The following is a 15,306-nucleotide window of genomic DNA, read 5'->3' as shown; positions in this document are numbered from 1 at the left end:
CCCCATCGCCTTTCCCCATAACGAAAAACACGACACCGCCCCTACAGCCGACACCGCCTTGCGCCATTGCCTACAACTACGCCAGAATCCGCCGGCTTGTGCGCCCTGGGTCGCGTCGGTAGTTTGAGTTCTGTCACTGCTCATCAGTGATCGGGTTTAGTCGCCCAGGATGAAACAGGTTGTGCAAGGCGTCATCCAGTCAGGATTCCCATCCTGCACTCGATGGTGGCTGTGCGCAGGGCGTCCTCGGACGCGCCGGTTTCTTGTTTCCCCGGTCGACTAACCTGCGTACAGCTGCCTCCCATCGTTTAGTCGCGAGCGGGTGATGGCTCCAACTACAGGAAGCAAGACAATGGCAAAAGTTACTCCGAATCCCCCAGCCACAGACGAAACCGCCTCCCGCGCCCAATCGGCCCGAAACAAGAAACTCGACGACGCTGCTGCGCGAGCCTTGGACTTCTACCTGAAGCCCACGCCTGAAAAAGAAACGTCCGACAACGCTCACCCGCTGTTTCTTATCGCGCCTGATGTTGATTCTGAATGTTTGCTTGCGAACCTCAGTGAGAACCTGGCTTCGGCGAATGCCATGATCAGTGATTTGGCGTTTGATCTGGATGGGTCAAGACGACATGTGGCGTTGGGGATTTTGCAGGTGATCGAGTTGAGTGAACTGCTGGCTAATCGGGCTTTGGATATTGTTGAGGTGAGGTAGGGCAGGGAGTTCGCGGCCCTCTTGACGTAAAAAAAGGTCTTGCTGGGCAAGACCTTTTTTCGTATCCGAGAGCCCGAAATGATACCGGGCGCATTCGTGTCTGAGCTGGGCTTTGAGGGACTGCAATAGGAGGGGCGTTGTGGCTAATGCCAGTCAGTTAAGCCACAAACCCGTGGGAGCAAAGCTTGCTCGCGATTGCGGTAAGTCAGCCAGCAACAATGTTGACGGGTCCATCGCTATCGCGAGCAAGCTTTGCTCCCACAGGCGTTGCGCCGTTTGATCCTTAACTGACTGGCATTAGGCGTTGTGGCTTTGTGTTTAGCCGTTGAAAAGCATATTGCATCGGGTACACCACCCTTCAGCTGCGCTCCGGTTCATTGGAAAACGGAAGGGAGGATGACTTGTATCGGCAACCGTCAAAACCAGTGAGAACCCTATGAATCTACGCCGAATCTCGTCGGCTGGAATGCTCATGCCTGCCCCGTCGACTATTCGAAGAACCCCGCCCGATACCTTGCTGTCAATCCGTCGCCACTCAAAGTGCCAGCCTGTTACCCACGTGAAGTCTCGAATTTGATAATCGCCGGTGGCGCTTTGGCATTGAGCGAGTTTCTTGCTGAAGGGGTCAAAGACAAAAAATAGGGGGCTTGGAAAGCCGAGCCGCTGAGTATCGTCAAGGCTCAAACCTTCTTTCAGGTTGATGGATGCTACAAGTGCCTTTGCTCGTCTCCTGCGCCGTATCAAGTGCCATATGGCGAGGCAAGAAATAGAAACAGAAGCCAGGAAGAGCTGGCGTCCTTCGGCGGAAAGCTTATCGGGCCAATACACAATCACGCCCCACACGAGTGCTATCGTGGTAAGGCCAGATAACCAGGCGGCGGGGATCACCATACTGTTAACGAGGCTGGTTCCGAGTGTCCTCAGACAGCTTTTCATGACTGATCCAATATTATTTATAGGGGAAATTGCAGGTTATCACTGTAACCGTCCAGGCATGACATCTAGCTGGATGAGCTCATAGTTGTGCAACAACCCGTTGCACAATTGGCCCCGATCAAGACGAGACCGGAGCACTGTGTTGGTCAGTCCTCTAAGAAGTAATCGCTATCAAGCTGCCTCACTTCGTAAATCTGTTTTCACGCTGCAACCAGAATTGTTTTCGACCATCAACCGCGCCAACTCCAGACCATCAATCAGCACCACTTTTATATCCAGGCTCATTGCCGCGTCGCGGGCGCCGCTGGAAAAGTCCGAAGTGGTGATGAATACACCCTTGCGGGCGCGCTGGCGGGTAAGGGCTCCGATGAACTTGTCGATCTCCGGGCGGTGTACGGTGTGAGGCCAGCGCTTGGCCTGCTTCCCTGCGCGCCCCCCGTAACCATGGCGATCATCAGATCGACCACCAGTTGCTCGAAAAAGGTCGGCGAGGCGGCGCGCACTTGGGCCAGCAGATCATCCGCCAATGGCTCATGGGGGGTAGCTTGCTCTCCTTCGCTGACTAAAGCCTTGGGCTCGGCCGAGAGGGGGTGTCGCGCATCTTCGATGCTGAGTTCGTTTAGGGCCCAGGGGCTATTCCTGACCTTTTCGGTACGGTGGTGTACTCAGTTTTACGACCGCCGATCTTATCGTTCAGATGGGTGAGACGTTGATAAAAACGCTCCCTTGGAGCGATAGTGCGATCCGTCTGAAAACAGGGCGATTTGGCAGCGGTGAGGAAAAACTCGATGGAAAATATGGCTCGGGCTGTTAACATATATGAAGATTTATTTTTTGTAAAAATCTCAGTGAGTGGCTGCATTTTTTAGTATCTGCTAGTTTGAAGTGTACCTTGATATAGAGTGTAAGTATCAATCAAAAGGGCTGGCAATGACTCAGCAAGAAAATTTTAGTATTTTAAGTGGTATAGAAAAATTCAGTAGTGATAATTGCACTATCTATAAAGGTAGCTGTTTTGATGTTTTGCAAGTGATTCCTGATGGAACTATTGACCTGATTTTCGCTGATCCTCCGTACAATATTGGCAAGAAGTTTGGTGATTTTAAAGATTCTTGGCCGTCTGACGCCAAGTATGCTGAGTGGTGTTACGAGTGGCTGGAGATGTGCATTAAGAAGCTCTCTCCAACAGGCAGTATTTATGTGATGACCAGCACGCAGGCTATGCCATATATTGATTTATGGCTGCGTGAGCGATTGACTATTATGTCTCGTATTGTATGGCATTACGATAGCTCCGGCGTGCAAGCAAAAAAATATTACGGTTCAATGTATGAGCCGATTATTTTTGCTGCAAAAAATCCAAAAAAATATACATTTAATGCTTCGGATATAGAGGTTGAAGCAAAAACCGGAGCCGTGCGGAAGTTGATAGATTATAGGAAGGAGATTCCGGCTCCTTATAATACTAAAAAGGTTCCTGGTAATACGTGGTATATGCCGCGTGTGCGCTATCGTATGCCGGAGTATGAAGAACATCCAAGTCAGAAGCCAGAGGCACTATTGGAGCGCATAATAAAAGCTAGCAGCAATGCGGGTGATACCGTTCTCGATCCATTCAGTGGGACATTCACTACGTGTGCAGTTGCTCAGCGCTTGGGGCGTCGCTCTGTCGGGATAGAAATGCAGGATGAGTATATAAAAATTGGTCTTCGTCGACTAAATATAAGTGATCATTTTCGTGGTGAAAAGTTGAAGCCGTTAGAGAAAACTTTTAGTAAGAAGGGCGAAGTCGCGGAACAAGGCCAGCCCCAAAATCCCGAGTTGACCCTGGATTTCGAAGATTCTATGCCACAGCCCGTAAGATTGGGCGACCTGCTACCTTAACGCCAGCACCTCTGCGTATGGCAATAGAAGCAATGAAAAAACCAGAAGTAAAAATTGGTGATCTGTGTGTGGAGCTTGGAATATCCCGCCAAACACTCTATAGATTGATTTCACCATCGGGAGAGCTGAGGCCTGACGGTGAGTGTCTGTCAACGGAACCTCAACAATTTCAAGTTAAATAGTGTTATTTAGTCGGCGGATGGATTCTATGATGTTAAATAAATATGTGATAGCAGAGCACTCTTTTACTGAATCTATAATTGATATTTTAAAAAAATATTTTGGGGATTATGCGCTGGATGTGTTCGAGTCTAGTCCGTTGCTGGGTTATCTTAATAGTAAAACCAAATCGGCCAATCGCGGATCAAAAGCCCGCGGCTCCTTTGCGAATCACTATGCGCTTTATGTGGTAATTGATGACTATATAAAAAACGGGTTTCTTGAAGATCAGTCAAAGTCTTACAAGGAGTATGAGGGGGCACGGTTCTCTGATTTGTTTGCACGACAGCGCGAACTACCCTTTGGGTCGAAGCTTCAGAATCACGCTTTAAATTCTCGATTAAATGATGAATTCAAAAAATTCTATCCGGCAGTCGGGATTCAGCCAATTGTCCGCGATGTCAGCACTCAGCGCTACTGGATTCATGAAGATCTTTTACAGGTGTCAGTAAGAAGAAAAGACGGTGATGATGCAATATACAATATTGCACCTGCTATTATTGAGGTGATTGATAAGTATGTGGCGGTTAAGTTGGCTGCTTTTGAGATGTTTATTGAAACATGCCGTGAGATTTCTAAAATTGGGGAGAAGGAGCCGCAGCAAGCAATTGACTTTGTTATTGGTCAGCTCCAGTCAAATGTAGATGCTCGTGTTTTTGAAATAGTCAGTTATGCAGTGTTAAAAGCAAGTTATGGGCAAAGAACCGTTTGGGTTGGCGAGGCCAAGGAGAATGTTGCTGAAGAAGGTTTAGTGCTTTATAAGACAGGTAGGACTAATGCTAATGATGGCGGTATTGACTTCGTTATGAAGCCATTAGGCCGTTTTTTTCAGGTTACCGAAACAATCGATGTAAAAAAATATTTTCTCGATATTGATAAGGTGCAGCGTTTTCCAATTACGTTTGTAGTGAAATCAACGGATGATGCAGCACAAATCTTAGAAGCAATTCGCACGCAAGCAGTGGCACGATACAAAATAGATTCTGTCGTGAACTCTTATATGAGTGCTGTTGAAGAGATCATCAATGTTAAAGATCTTGTAATTGCTTTCGAGGAGGTTGTAAAGGCAGGGCGGCTTCGTGATGTGATGGATGAGATTATGGTTCAAAGCAAAGTTGAGTTTAACTACAGCGATGATGATAGCTCTGCTCTTGTTGAAGACGATGTCTCGTTGCTTGATTTATAAAGCCTGTAGTTTGCCAAGCAGCTTTACGACTTCCTCGGCAAGCGGGATTACAACTTATTCCGCGTGCAAACCTCACCATGTGCGCGTGTGCGCTGGTCATGATCAAGAGTTGAGTAGCCAAGACCGCCGGTGTGGTAAGTGTTCGCGTTCCGAGCCTTTCTTTTCAGCGCGACTCAACAGATTGTCTAAGTGCTCATCGTCGGATGAGTTCAAATAGCGTTGAACGCCATCGGACAGGGGGATGCCTGAAACGCCCGGAATGGCCAGGCTATCAGGAGGACTCGGATGGGAAGGATTATTTTGGACAATAAAAAAGCCGGCTTATGGCCGGCTTCTCGTTGACTGACTCAGCTCGTTTTTGACAAACCTTACCAGCCTTCAAAACGTACATCCGGCTCTTGCGGCCGGCTGTGGGACTTGGTCAGAAAGTGATCTGCCTTGTCGGTGCGAGGCGTGGGCTCGCAAATGTGGGGCGCAGGATACGCGGGTTTTCTTCGGAAGCCCAGTGGTAAGTGGTGTGGAATCATTGGGTTACCTGTGATTCAAAGGAAAAGCGGGGGGCTGCTTTGCAGCCCAGCGGGGATGAATCCCCTCGCCACAGAAGGATCTCCTTGGGACAGTAATCTCCTTGAGGCAGGGAGCGCAGGCTACTGTCCTTTAGTCCGCAGGCTCAATCGAACACCTGCGGTCGCTGCTTGTTGAGGGTTGACCACCAGAATACCCAGCCCAATACCCTGATGTTTTGCGCCTCGATCTGTTCAGCGCTGAAGACTTCGTCCGGGTAGGCGGCGCTGTTGTGGCTGCGTAGGCGCAGGCGGTTGCCGGGGATTCGGTGGAGGTATTTGATGCGCAGCATGCCGTCGTGTTCGAGGGCGTAGATCTGGCCGTCGATGACTTGAGTGAGGCCGCGGTCGATGGCGAGAATGGAGCCGTCTTCGATGCGTTCGGCCATGCTGTCGCCGACCATGGTGGTGCAGATGGCGTCGTTGGGGTTTATTTCCAGGGATTCGAGGTGGCTGCGGGGCAGGCGGATGGATTGGTCGGGGATTTCGGTGATGTGGGTTTTGTTGCTGCCCGTCGCGATAGGGGCTTCTGTGTAGAAGGGCAGTTCGATGTCCTGGGTTTCCACCACGCTGTAGACGCCTTGGACCTCGGCGGCTTCATAGGTGGTGCCGGGGCCGAGGCCCAACGGGGTTTGTGGGCCTTCGCCGTGGGCGAGCCATTGCGGGCTGACGGTCAGCAGCCCGGCGATACTGTGGATTCGACCTGGCGGGATGCCGCGGTTGAACCAGTTGTTCACGTGCTGCGATTTAACGCCGTATAACTTCGCGAAGTCGGCGGATCGGATTTGTGCTTCTTTGAGAAGGGCTCTGAAGCGGTCGCCACTGGAGGTCTTTTTCATAAACGGAAAGTTTAGGAGCGACTGTGTTTTGAGCAATAAACAAGTCGTTCAAATTTATAAGACGATCTTTCCGTTTGCAGGATTTGAAAGCGGCGGGATAAACGCAGTTAAACACTGTTAATACAGTTTCGTATTAAGCGCTATTAAGGCATAAAAAAACCCCGGTGCAAACCGGGGTCTTCTTTAAATCAGTTTCAGCCCTTGTAGGCGGCAACCGACTTGGTGATCGCTTCGCGGGCGGCGTCAGCGCCGGCCCAGCCTTCGATCTTGACCCACTTGCCTTTTTCGAGGTCTTTGTAGTTCTCGAAGAAGTGTTCGATCTGCTGGATCAGCAGTGGCGGCAGGTCGGTGTATTCCTTCACGTTGACGTACAGTTGCGACAGTTTGTCGTGTGGCACTGCGATGACTTTGGCATCGCCGCCGCCGTCGTCGGTCATGTTCAGGATGCCGACTGGACGGGCGCGGATGACCGAGCCAGGAGCCACTGGGTAAGGGGTCACGACCAGCACGTCGAGGGGGTCACCGTCGTCGGCCAGGGTATTGGGGATGTAACCGTAGTTGGCCGGGTAGAACATCGGGGTGGCCATGAAGCGGTCAACGAACAGGCAATCGCTGTCCTTGTCGATTTCGTATTTGATCGGGGCGTGGTTGGCCGGAATTTCGATCGCAACGTAGATGTCGTTCGGCAGGTCTTTGCCAGCCGGAATCTTGCTGTAACTCATTGGGCGGTGTCCCCGTTAGTTGACCAAAAGGCTGGTCGGATTGACCAAAAGTGGCGGCGATTATAGGCATATTCAGCCATCGATGCCACGTTACCAGGGTCTTAGAGACCTTAGTATGACGCCTGATAGACCGGATCTTCGGCCTGAAGTTGCCGCAGCCGCGCCAAAGGGTCCTGGCGGTAAAACGCCTTGAGCTGCTCATAAACGCGTGGGTACGCCTGGTGCAGCAGGTCCGGGGCGCTGAAGAGGTATTCGCTGGTGACGGCGAAGAACTCCGCCGGGTTTTCCGCCGCGTAGGGGTCGATGAGGGTGTCGGCGTCCGGGTCTTGGTCCAGTTGCCGGTTGAGGTCGTCGAAGGCTTGCTGCATGGTTTCGGCCCAGTCGCTGACTCGCATGTCGGCGTGCAGCGGTGGCAGGCCGTTGGCGTCGCCGTTGAGCATGTCGAGCTTGTGCGCCAGTTCGTGGATCACCAGGTTGTAGCCGTCCCAGCCACCGCTGGCGAGCACGCCGTCCCAGGCCAGGATGATCGGACCTTGGGGCCAGGCTTCGCCGCTGTGTTCGCCGTCCCATTCGTGTTCGATGCCGCTGGCGTCGCGGTAACGCTGGGGGCTGAGGAAGTCGTCGGGGTAGAGGACGATCTCGTGGAAGCCCTGGTACCAGTTCAGCTCGCCCAGGTGCATCAGCGGCAATTGGGCCTGGGCGGCGAGCAACAGGCGTTGTTCCTGATGCAGTTCGACGCCGGGCAGGGCGGTCAGGTGTTTGTCCTGCAGGAACAGTACGCAGGCCTCACGCAACCACTGGTCCTCGGCGGCATTGATGCCGTCGAGGAAGCTCAGGTGATGACGCACGCGCTGCCAGGTGTCCTCGGCCACGGGATGTTTGGCGAGGGTGCGTTGGCGGCGCCAGTTGCTCAGGGACCACATGGGCGGTCAGGCTTTCGAAGCACGCTGGCCCATTTTGCTGCGGACCAGGCTGATGATCATCGGCAACAGCGATACCAGGATGATGCCCACCACCAGCAGCGACAGGTTCTGCTTGATGAAGGGCACGTTGCCGAAGAAGTAGCCGAGGGTGACCAGGCCGCCGACCCACAGGACGGTGCCAAGGACGCTGAAGCCGAAGAAGCGCGCATAGGGCATTTTCCCCACGCCGGCGACGAAGGGCGCGAAGGTGCGGATGATCGGCAGGAAGCGCGCCAGGGTCACGGTCTTGCCGCCGTGCTTGTCGTAGAAATCGTGGGTTTGCTGCAGGTAGTCGCGGCGGAAGATTTTCGAGTTGGGATTGCTGAACAGCTTCTCGCCCGCGGTGCGGCCGATGAGGTAGTTGGTGCTGTCGCCGAGGATTGCCGCCAGCATCAGCAGGCCGGCCAGCAGGAGTGGGTCCATGGCGCCGCCTGCGGCCACGGCGCCGGCTATGAACAGCAGCGAATCCCCTGGCAGGAACGGGGTGACCACCAGACCGGTTTCACAGAAGATCACCAGGAAGAGGATGGCGTAGACCCACGTGCCGTAGTTGGTCACCAGCATGTCGAGGTACACATCGAGATGCAGAATGAGGTCGAGGGGATTGAAATCCATGCAATACACCTGTGAGAACGGCCGGGTTGGGCGGGCTTTTGGGCCTGGCTTTGGGTAGGGCTACTGGGTTGTAGCTTTTTCTTACACGCCGGGAAGATCGGGATTATACGGGCAGGCGTGTGATAGGCGTGTTGAGTTTGTTGCGGGGGATTTCGGTTTTTGCGGCAGGTTGAGAAGTATCCTTGTGGCGAGGGGATTTATCCCCGCTGGGGTGCGGAGCGCCCCTAAAAAGGCCAATTCGGTGAATCTGAAGCACTGGGTGTTAGGTTTTGGGGCTGCTTCGCACCCCAGCGGGGATAAATCCCCTCGCCACAGGGGAGGCTGTGTGCCAGGGAATCGTTCGCCCAATCCCCTGGCTACGAGGCATTCAGGTGAAGTCCTCGCCAATCGGCAACACGTAGTTCTTGAACTCGGTGTCTTCCTTGAAACCGATGGATTCGTAGGTCTTCTGCGCCACTTCGTTGTTGCTGCTGGTGGAGACGCGCATGCGGACGGCGTTGGTTTCCTTGGCCATTTTTTTCGCGGTGCGGATCAGGTGGTCGGCCACCAGTTGGCGGCGGGCGTCTTCGGCGACGTAGATGTCGTTGAGGATCCACACGCGCTTGAGGGACAGCGACGAGAAGCTCGGATAGAGCTGGCAGAAGCCCAGCAGCTTGCTGTCGTCGTCATCGGGCAGGGCCAGGTAGATCACCGATTCCTTGCGGCGCAGGCGCTTTTCGAGAAAGGCCCGGGATGAATCCGGGTATGGCAGCGAGCCATAGAATTCCCGGTATTTGACGAACAATGGGGTCAGCAGGTCCAGGTGTTCCAGGGTCGCTTGAATAATCCGCATGGCAGGTCCCGTTTACAAAGGTCGACACAAAGTCTGACAACAACGGCGCGCTGCCGTGCTTTTGATGCTGCCTGAAAGCGGATCAAAAACGCAATTGGATCTACGGATCAGCTTTGGGGCGGCATCAGTAGGAAATTACCTTTCATATCGGCACCGTTTTCCGACTCTAGAGTGTGAACCTGTGCCTCGTCCTTCAGGTTGACCCCCGAAAGCTGTCGGCGACAGGCCTCGCGCATCAGGTAGGCCAGGCGATGGGCCGCCATGCCGTAGCTCAAGCCTTCGAGCCGGACATTGGAGATGCAGTTGCGATAGGCGTCGGTCAGGCCGACCTTGGGGTTGTAGGTGAAATACAAGCCCAGGCTGTCGGGCGAGCTGAGGCCGGGACGTTCGCCGATCAGGATCACCGACATTTTTGCCCCAAGGCGTTCTGCCACTTCATCGGCCACCGCGACCCGGCCCTGTTCCACCAGGATGACCGGTGAAACCGACCAGCCATCCGCGGCGATCTGTTCCTCCAGGCGCGCCAGGAACGGCAAGGTATGGCGATGCACCGCCAGTGCCGACAGGCCGTCGGCCACCACAATGGCAAGGTCCACGCCGCCGGGATGGGCCGCCGCGTAATCGTCCAGCGCCTGCGCAGAGGGCTCATCCAGGCGTCGACCCAGGTCCGGGCGCTGCAGATAACTGTTGCGGTCGCTGGCGGCGCTGTGGAGCAACAGGCTCTCGCGGCCGCGCTCGGCCAGTTGTGTGCGAATGCCCTGGTGGTCGAACGCCAGATGCACCGCATCCCGCGCCTGGGCGTGGGCATATTGGAAGTCCAGTTGTGCTTGTGTCGGCAGGCTGGTGCCGGTGCGGCCCAGGGCGATGCGCGCCGGGGTCAGGCGGCGCAGTTCCAGCCAGGGGTTTTGCGAATCGACAGGGTTTTTGTCCATGGGCAGGTCACTCATCCCAAGTGCGCCAGGGCGTGACGAAACGCCGGAGGCAGGTTGTCGCCGAACCGCACCCGGCCGTCGGCCTGGGTGAAGATGCCCATGTTCGCCAGCCATTGTTCGAACTCCGGCGCCGGCTTCAGGCCCAGGGTCTGGCGGGCGTAGAGGGCGTCGTGGAACGAGGTGGTCTGGTAGTTGAGCATGATGTCGTCGGAGCCGGGAATACCCATGATGAAGTTGATCCCGGCCACGCCCAACAGGGTCAGCAGGGTGTCCATGTCGTCCTGGTCGGCTTCGGCGTGGTTGGTGTAGCAGATGTCGCAACCCATCGGCACACCCAGCAGCTTGCCGCAGAAGTGGTCTTCGAGGCCGGCGCGGATGATCTGTTTGCCGTTGTACAGGTATTCCGGGCCGATGAAGCCTACAACGGTGTTGACCAGGAATGGGTTGAAATGTCGCGCCACGGCGTAGGCCCGGGTCTCGCAGGTCTGTTGATCCACGCCATGGTGGGCGTTGGCCGACAGGGCGCTGCCTTGGCCGGTTTCGAAATACATCAGGTTGTTGCCCAGGGTACCGCGCTTGAGGCTGAGCCCGGCGTCGTAGCCTTCTTTCAACACGTTGAGGTTGATGCCGAAACTGGCATTGGCCGCTTCGGTGCCGGCGATGGACTGGAACACCAGGTCCAGGGGCACGCCACGGTTGGCCGCTTCGATGGAGGTGGTGACATGGGTCAGCACGCAGCCCTGGGTTGGGATGTCGTAGCGCTGGATGATCGCGTCGAGCATTTCCAGCATGGCGCAAATCGAGGCCGTGCTGTCGGTGGCCGGGTTGATGCCGATCATGGCGTCGCCGTTGCCGTAGAGCAGGCCGTCGAGGATGCTCGCGGCAATCCCGGCCGGTTCGTCGGTGGGATGGTTGGGTTGCAGGCGCGTGGACAGGCGTCCGCGCAGGCCGAGGGTGCCGCGGAATTTCGTCACCACGCGGATTTTCTGCGCCACCAGCACCAGGTCCTGGACGCGCATGATCTTGGACACGGCCGCGACCATTTCCGGGGTCAGGCCGGGGGCCAGCGCCCGCAGGCTGTGTTCGTCGGCGGCGTCGCTGAGTAGCCAGTCGCGAAAGCCGCCGACCGTGAGGTGGCTGACCACGGCGAAGGCGTGTTTGTCGTGGGTATCGACGATCAGCCGGGTGACTTCGTCGGCCTCATAAGGGATCAGCATTTCTTGCAGGAAATGGCTGAGGGGCAAGTCAGCCAGGGCCATTTGCGCGGCCACGCGCTCGCCGTCGTTGAGTGCTGCGACACCGGCGAGGAAATCCCCGGAACGCGCCGGGCTGGCTTTGGCCATCAGCTCTTTGAGGCTGTCGAAACGACAGGTCTGGGCGCCGACGGAATGGGCGAATGCGGCCATGGGCGGTGTCCTCCTGGTTTTTCATTAACTCAAGCACGCCACCGAACCCTGTGGGAGCGAACCTGCTCGCGATAGCGGAGTGTCAGTAAAACACTGGTCGACTGATACACCGCTATCGCGAGCAGGCTCGCTCCCACAGGGGGACTTGCGTTCAGACAACGAACTCAGTCCCCCAGCAGGCTCTGCGTGCACTTCCATAAGGCTGGCGCCGGCCATGGGGCCCGGCGCCGATGCGATGTCAGATACCTGTGAGCATAGCGTCTGCCGGGGCATCGGAGCGTTGCTTGGCGGTCAGTTGGAAGTACAGATAGCCAACGATCATGAAGGCGAGGAACACCAGGCCGATCAGGGTATTGAACCAGGCCATCGCCACCAGGCACACCACGGCCAGGAACAGCGCGATGCCCGGCACGATGGGGTAGCCCGGGGCGCGGAAGGTGCGTTCCAGGTTCGGCTCGACCTTACGCAGCCGGAACAGGCTGAGCATGCTGATGATGTACATCACGATGGCGCCGAACACCGACATGGTGATCATCGCCGCCGTCAGGCTCATGCCTTGCAGGTTCACCAAACCATCGCTGTAGATCGCCGCGATGCCGATGACGCCGCCGGCCAGGATCGCCCGGTGCGGGGTCTGGAAGCGCGACAGTTTCGCCAGGCCCCGTGGCAGGTAGCCGGCCCGGGCGAGGGCGAAGAACTGCCGCGAGTAGCCGAGGATGATGCCGTGGAAGCTCGCCACCAGGCCGAACAGACCGATCCACACCAGCATGTGCATCCAGGTGGAGTTATTGCCGACCACGGCCTTCATGGCCTGGGGCAGCGGGTCGTTGATGTTCGACAGCTGGCGCCAGTCGCCCACGCCGCCGGCCATGATCATCACGCCGATGGCCAGGAACACCAGGGTCAGGATGCCGCTGACATAGGCACGGGGAATCGTGCGTTTCGGGTCCTTGGCTTCTTCGGCGGCCATGGCCGCGCCTTCGATGGCGAGGAAGAACCAGATCGCGAAGGGGATCGCCGCAAAAATGCCCGGAATTGAAGCGAGGCTGAACTCGTTTGCACCAGACCAGCCGTTGAGCACGAAGTTACTGAAGCTGAAGCCCGGTGCGACCACGCCCATGAACACCAGTAGCTCGGCCACCGCCAGCACGGTGACCACCAGCTCGAACGCCGCGGCGATGCTGACGCCGAGGATGTTGAGAGTCATGAACACGATGTAGGCGCCGACCGCCGCGATCTTGGGGTCCAGCTCCGGAAACTGCACGTTCAGGTAAGCACCGATGGCCATGGCGATGGCCGGTGGCGCGAAGACGAATTCGATCAGCGTGGCGATCCCGGCGATCAGGCCGCCTTTCTCACCAAAGGCCCGTCGGCTGTAGGCGAACGGCCCGCCCGCGTGGGGGATCGCGGTGGTCAGTTCGGTGAAACTGAAGATGAAACAGGTGTACATCAGCGCCACCATCAGCGCGGTGACCAGAAACCCGAGGGTGCCTGCGGTGCCCCAGCCGTAACTCCAGCCGAAGTATTCACCGGAGATCACCAAGCCGACGGCAATGCCCCATAAATGGAGTGTGCCGAGTGTGGGTTTGAGTTGGGTGGTAGTTGTCATAAGTCCTCGCTGTTCTTTTTGATCTGTTGGACTTTCGGTTGGGAGGTGTGGAGCGGGTACGCAAAGCTCATGCCAGCGACAGGGCATTCATTTCTTGTTTCTTGGTGTTGGTGATGACGCCATCGCGAGCAGGCTCGCTCCCACAGGGGATATGTGTTGCTCCACAGTCCCTGTGGGAGCCTGTTCGCGATAGCTATCTAAAGGGCGATGCAGGATGACCTGCATCGCCCCCGAGGCTTAGAAGAAGCCCAGCGGATTGATGTCGTAGCTCACCAGCAGGTTCTTGGTCTGCTGGTAGTGGTCGAGCATCATCTTGTGGGTTTCACGACCCACGCCGGACTTCTTGTAGCCACCGAACGCGGCGTGTGCCGGGTACAGGTGGTAGCAGTTGGTCCAGACGCGACCGGCCTTGATCGCCCGGCCCATGCGGTAGGCGCGGTTGATGTCGCGGGTCCACAGGCCGGCGCCGAGGCCGAACTCGGTGTCGTTGGCAATGGCCAGGGCTTCGGCTTCATCCTTGAAGGTGGTGATGCTCACCACCGGGCCGAAGATTTCTTCCTGGAACACTCGCATTTTGTTGGTGCCCTTGAGCAGGGTCGGCTGGATGTAATACCCGCTGGCAAGGTTGCCTTCGAGTTTTTCCACTTGGCCACCGGTCAGCAACTGGGCGCCTTCGCCCTTGGCGATTTCCAGGTACGAGAGGATCTTGTCGAACTGCTGTTCGGACGCCTGGGCGCCGACCATGGTGTCGGTGTCCAGCGGGTCGCCGCGTTTGATCTGCTCGATCTTCTTCATCACCACTTGCATGAATTCGTCGTAGATCGATTCCTGTACCAGGGCGCGGGATGGGCAGGTGCAGACTTCGCCCTGGTTGAAGAACGCCAGCACCAGGCCTTCGGCCGCCTTTTCGATGAAGCTCGGCTCGGCCTGCATGATGTCTTCGAAGAAGATGTTCGGCGACTTCCCGCCCAGCTCCACGGTGGACGGGATGATGTTCTCGGCGGCGCATTTCATGATGTGCGAGCCGACCGGGGTCGAGCCGGTGAAGGCGATCTTGGCGATGCGCTTGCTGGTCGCCAGGGCTTCGCCGGCTTCCTTGCCGAAGCCCTGCACCACGTTCAGCACGCCGGGCGGCAGCAGGTCACCGATCAGTTCCATGAGCACGCAGATGCCCAGTGGGGTTTGCTCGGCGGGCTTGAGCACCACGCAGTTGCCGGCGGCCAGGGCCGGGGCGAGTTTCCAGGCGGCCATCAACAGCGGGAAGTTCCACGGGATGATCTGCCCGACCACGCCCAGTGGCTCGTGGATATGGTAGGCCACGGTGTTCCCATCGATCTCGGCGGCGCTGCCTTCCTGGGCGCGCAGGCAACCGGCGAAGTAGCGGAAGTGGTCGGCGGCCAGGGGGATGTCGGCGTTGAGGGTTTCGCGCACGGCCTTGCCGTTGTCCCAGGATTCGGTGATCGCCAGGGTTTCGAGGTTCTGTTCGATGCGGTCGGCGATTTTCAACAGGATCAGCGAACGGGCCTGGGCCGACGTGGCGCCCCAGGCATCGGCAGCGGCGTGGGCGGCGTCCAGGGCTTTTTCGATGTCTTCGGCCGTGGAGCGCGGGAATTCGGCAATGGGCTGGCCATTGACCGGGGAAGTATTGGTGAAGTACTGACCTTTGACAGGCGCGACGAACTCGCCGCCGATGTAGTTACCGTATTTGCTCTTGAACGAAACGATAGCGCCTTCAGTACCGGGGTGAGCGTAACGCATGATGAGTTCTCCTTGGCTTTTGTGCTTATACGGGAGGCCGCGCAAATTGAGCGCCGGTAATTAAGCCTAGAGCAAAGGTCGGGCCATTGCCGTGCAGGGCCCGGAAATCAAGACTTTAGGAGGAAAGCGTC

Annotated in this window: 14 protein-coding genes; 3 read left to right on the top strand and 11 right to left on the bottom strand. The window is 56.7% G+C overall.

Features of this window, described 5'->3' with window-relative positions; translation table 11 throughout:
• Nucleotides 1-352: 352 nt before the first annotated feature.
• A complete protein-coding gene (locus LOY35_RS24735; RefSeq protein WP_258628292.1) occupies nucleotides 353-712 on the top strand; it encodes a DUF6124 family protein in 360 nt (119 codons plus the stop codon).
• A gap of 318 nt (nucleotides 713-1,030) precedes the next feature.
• Here LOY35_RS24735 and LOY35_RS24730 read toward each other — a convergent pair whose 3' ends face one another.
• Entirely contained in the window at nucleotides 1,031-1,648 is a 618-nt protein-coding gene (locus LOY35_RS24730) for a hypothetical protein (RefSeq protein WP_258628290.1), read from the bottom strand.
• A gap of 171 nt (nucleotides 1,649-1,819) precedes the next feature.
• Nucleotides 1,820-2,029: a restriction endonuclease gene (locus tag LOY35_RS24725; RefSeq protein ID WP_258633727.1), complete on the bottom strand. Its 210-nt coding sequence runs from the start codon at nucleotides 2,027-2,029 to the stop codon at nucleotides 1,820-1,822.
• A gap of 549 nt (nucleotides 2,030-2,578) precedes the next feature.
• Here LOY35_RS24725 and yhdJ point away from each other — a divergent pair.
• Both yhdJ and LOY35_RS24710 read left to right on the top strand, forming a co-directional pair.
• On the top strand, nucleotides 2,579-3,532 hold the full coding sequence (gene yhdJ / locus LOY35_RS24720; protein ID WP_258628288.1) for an adenine-specific DNA-methyltransferase: 954 nt from the start codon (nucleotides 2,579-2,581) through the stop codon (nucleotides 3,530-3,532).
• Nucleotides 3,533-3,740: 208 nt separating this feature from the next.
• Entirely contained in the window at nucleotides 3,741-4,937 is a 1,197-nt protein-coding gene (locus LOY35_RS24710) for a hypothetical protein (protein ID WP_258628287.1), read from the top strand.
• A gap of 670 nt (nucleotides 4,938-5,607) precedes the next feature.
• Here the strand turns inward: LOY35_RS24710 and LOY35_RS24705 are convergent.
• The 9 genes from LOY35_RS24705 to LOY35_RS24665 form a co-directional block, all read right to left on the bottom strand.
• The gene (locus LOY35_RS24705) at nucleotides 5,608-6,339 is read right to left on the bottom strand and encodes a helix-turn-helix transcriptional regulator (RefSeq protein ID WP_258633726.1); all 732 of its coding nucleotides are present in this window, start codon (nucleotides 6,337-6,339) and stop codon (nucleotides 5,608-5,610) included.
• A gap of 194 nt (nucleotides 6,340-6,533) precedes the next feature.
• Complete coding sequence (gene ppa, locus LOY35_RS24700) at nucleotides 6,534-7,061, bottom strand: inorganic diphosphatase (protein ID WP_041022311.1); 528 nt, start codon at nucleotides 7,059-7,061, stop codon at nucleotides 6,534-6,536.
• A gap of 110 nt (nucleotides 7,062-7,171) precedes the next feature.
• Nucleotides 7,172-7,984 carry a zinc-dependent peptidase gene (locus LOY35_RS24695; RefSeq protein WP_258628284.1) on the bottom strand — a complete coding sequence of 271 codons (813 nt, stop codon included), beginning with the start codon at nucleotides 7,982-7,984 and terminating at the stop codon, nucleotides 7,172-7,174.
• A 6-nt stretch (nucleotides 7,985-7,990) separates the two neighbouring features.
• A complete protein-coding gene (locus LOY35_RS24690; RefSeq protein ID WP_047702720.1) occupies nucleotides 7,991-8,638 on the bottom strand; it encodes a DedA family protein in 648 nt (215 codons plus the stop codon).
• 367 nt (nucleotides 8,639-9,005) lie between these two features.
• Nucleotides 9,006-9,470 carry an N-acetyltransferase gene (locus LOY35_RS24685; protein ID WP_258628282.1) on the bottom strand — a complete coding sequence of 155 codons (465 nt, stop codon included), beginning with the start codon at nucleotides 9,468-9,470 and terminating at the stop codon, nucleotides 9,006-9,008.
• A 107-nt stretch (nucleotides 9,471-9,577) separates the two neighbouring features.
• The gene (gene eutC, locus LOY35_RS24680) at nucleotides 9,578-10,402 is read right to left on the bottom strand and encodes an ethanolamine ammonia-lyase subunit EutC (protein WP_258628280.1); all 825 of its coding nucleotides are present in this window, start codon (nucleotides 10,400-10,402) and stop codon (nucleotides 9,578-9,580) included.
• Between the two features lie 11 nt (nucleotides 10,403-10,413).
• Nucleotides 10,414-11,808: an ethanolamine ammonia-lyase subunit EutB gene (locus tag LOY35_RS24675; RefSeq protein ID WP_258628278.1), complete on the bottom strand. Its 1,395-nt coding sequence runs from the start codon at nucleotides 11,806-11,808 to the stop codon at nucleotides 10,414-10,416.
• A 238-nt stretch (nucleotides 11,809-12,046) separates the two neighbouring features.
• Nucleotides 12,047-13,417: an ethanolamine permease gene (gene eat, locus LOY35_RS24670; protein ID WP_258628272.1), complete on the bottom strand. Its 1,371-nt coding sequence runs from the start codon at nucleotides 13,415-13,417 to the stop codon at nucleotides 12,047-12,049.
• 237 nt (nucleotides 13,418-13,654) lie between these two features.
• Nucleotides 13,655-15,175, bottom strand: a complete 1,521-nt coding sequence (locus LOY35_RS24665) for an aldehyde dehydrogenase family protein (RefSeq protein ID WP_047702716.1) — start codon at nucleotides 15,173-15,175, stop codon at nucleotides 13,655-13,657.
• Nucleotides 15,176-15,306 lie beyond the last annotated feature (131 nt).

Source organism: Pseudomonas sp. B21-028, from assembly GCF_024749045.1.
GTDB lineage: Bacteria > Pseudomonadota > Gammaproteobacteria > Pseudomonadales > Pseudomonadaceae > Aquipseudomonas.
Note: the sequence above shows the minus strand (reverse complement) of the source record. Positions and strands in the feature narration are given on the sequence as shown.

Excerpts from the sequence above, each read along its gene's own strand:
- LOY35_RS24735 (WP_258628292.1), top strand. The coding sequence starts at position 353 with ATGGCAAAAGTTACTCCGAATCCCCCAGCCACAGACGAAACCGCCTCC.
- LOY35_RS24730 (WP_258628290.1), bottom strand. The coding sequence starts at position 1,648 with ATGAAAAGCTGTCTGAGGACACTCGGAACCAGCCTCGTTAACAGTATG.
- yhdJ (WP_258628288.1), top strand. The coding sequence starts at position 2,579 with ATGACTCAGCAAGAAAATTTTAGTATTTTAAGTGGTATAGAAAAATTC.
- LOY35_RS24710 (WP_258628287.1), top strand. The coding sequence starts at position 3,741 with ATGATGTTAAATAAATATGTGATAGCAGAGCACTCTTTTACTGAATCT.
- LOY35_RS24705 (WP_258633726.1), bottom strand. The coding sequence starts at position 6,339 with ATGAAAAAGACCTCCAGTGGCGACCGCTTCAGAGCCCTTCTCAAAGAA.
- ppa (WP_041022311.1), bottom strand. The coding sequence starts at position 7,061 with ATGAGTTACAGCAAGATTCCGGCTGGCAAAGACCTGCCGAACGACATC.
- LOY35_RS24695 (WP_258628284.1), bottom strand. The coding sequence starts at position 7,984 with ATGTGGTCCCTGAGCAACTGGCGCCGCCAACGCACCCTCGCCAAACAT.
- LOY35_RS24690 (WP_047702720.1), bottom strand. The coding sequence starts at position 8,638 with ATGGATTTCAATCCCCTCGACCTCATTCTGCATCTCGATGTGTACCTC.
- LOY35_RS24685 (WP_258628282.1), bottom strand. The coding sequence starts at position 9,470 with ATGCGGATTATTCAAGCGACCCTGGAACACCTGGACCTGCTGACCCCA.
- eutC (WP_258628280.1), bottom strand. The coding sequence starts at position 10,402 with ATGGACAAAAACCCTGTCGATTCGCAAAACCCCTGGCTGGAACTGCGC.
- LOY35_RS24675 (WP_258628278.1), bottom strand. The coding sequence starts at position 11,808 with ATGGCCGCATTCGCCCATTCCGTCGGCGCCCAGACCTGTCGTTTCGAC.
- eat (WP_258628272.1), bottom strand. The coding sequence starts at position 13,417 with ATGACAACTACCACCCAACTCAAACCCACACTCGGCACACTCCATTTA.
- LOY35_RS24665 (WP_047702716.1), bottom strand. The coding sequence starts at position 15,175 with ATGCGTTACGCTCACCCCGGTACTGAAGGCGCTATCGTTTCGTTCAAG.